Origin of the sequence: Azospirillum sp. B506 (assembly GCF_000333595.1) — a bacterium.
Classification (GTDB): domain Bacteria; phylum Pseudomonadota; class Alphaproteobacteria; order Azospirillales; family Azospirillaceae; genus Azospirillum.
Genome location: NZ_BADK01000587.1, coordinates 1 through 1,313, shown reverse-complemented (window position 1 = coordinate 1,313; position 1,313 = coordinate 1). Strand labels below are relative to the sequence as shown.

Genomic DNA, 1,313 nt, shown 5'->3' with positions numbered 1-1,313 from the left:
GGCATCTATGCGCTGTGCTCCCATCCCAGCTAGGACCCCAACCAGTCACCCATGGGCATCAGCGCCGAATTGTGGGAAGAGCTGCTGTCGAACCCGGCGACGCCGCTGAACAACAAGGCGGTGGTCGGCCAATATCCGCCCGGCTCCACCTTTCGAGATTGAACCCACGGAATGGTTCGAGCCGCCGCCGGCGGGCAGCCATATTTCCGTGACGGTCCGGATCGGCGAACGGCCGGACACCCGATCCTACTCCGTCGTCGGTCCCTGCCGCGACTCTGTCTACAGGATCGCGGTGAAGCGCATGCCGCAGAGCCGCGGCGGCTCGGCCTATCTGTGGTCGCTGGCGCCCGGCGCCCGGCTGTCGATCACGCCGCCGCGCAATCTGTTCCCGCTGGCGCATGGCCGGCCGGACTATCTGCTGGTGGCCGGCGGCATCGGCATCACCCCGATCTACAGCATGGCGCTGGCCCTGGCGGAGAAGGGGGCGGAGACGGGAGCCGACAAGGGAGCCGACAAGGGCGCGGCGTTCCGCCTGCTTTATGGCTGCCGCTCGCGCGGCGATCTGGCCTTCGCCGAGGAGCTGCGCGGGCGGATCGGCGACCGGCTGGAGGTGGCCGTCGAGGAGGAGGGGCAACGGCTCGACCTGCCGGGTGCGGTGGCGGCGCTGGATCCCGGCGGCGAGATGTATGTCTGCGGTCCCATCGGCCTGCTCGATGCCGTCCGCCGCTTGTGGCGCGACAGCGGCCGGCCTGCCGCCAACCTGCGCTTCGAGACCTTCGGCAACACCGGCCGCTTCGCGGCGGAACCCTTCACCGTCCGCATCCCTCGCCTGGGGCTGGAACTGCAGGTGCCGCAGAACCGGACCATGCTGGACGCGCTGGAGGCGGCCGGCGTGGCGATGATCTCCGATTGCCGGCGCGGCGAGTGCGGGCTGTGCACCGTGAAAGTGCTGGAGGTCGACGGCGCGCTGGATCATCGCGACGTCTTCTTCAGCGACCGCCAGAAGGACGAGGGCAAGCGGATGTGCACCTGCGTGTCGCGCGCGGTGCAGGGCGGCGTCACCATCGACACCGCCGACCGCAGCCTGTGAGCACCGGCGCCTGACCGAATCCCGGAACGGGGGCGGCGCCGGTTGACATGAGACAAGGGGAGGGGACGACCATGATGGTCAGTCTGGGCAATGTGCTGTTCAACGGCCTTGCCTATGGGATGCTGCTGTTCGTGATCTCGGTCGGCCTGTCGGTGACGATGGGGCTGATGGGCTTTGCCAATCTGGCGCACGGTGCCTTCGCCATGCTCGGCGGCTATGTCGC

The 1,313-nt window shown here is 68.8% G+C and carries 1 protein-coding gene; it reads left to right on the top strand.

What is annotated here, in order from left to right; genetic code table 11:
- Positions 1-208 precede the first annotated feature (208 nt).
- The gene (locus I71_RS17160) at positions 209-1,090 is read left to right on the top strand and encodes a PDR/VanB family oxidoreductase (RefSeq protein ID WP_244433890.1); all 882 of its coding nucleotides are present in this window, start codon (positions 209-211) and stop codon (positions 1,088-1,090) included.
- Positions 1,091-1,313 lie beyond the last annotated feature (223 nt).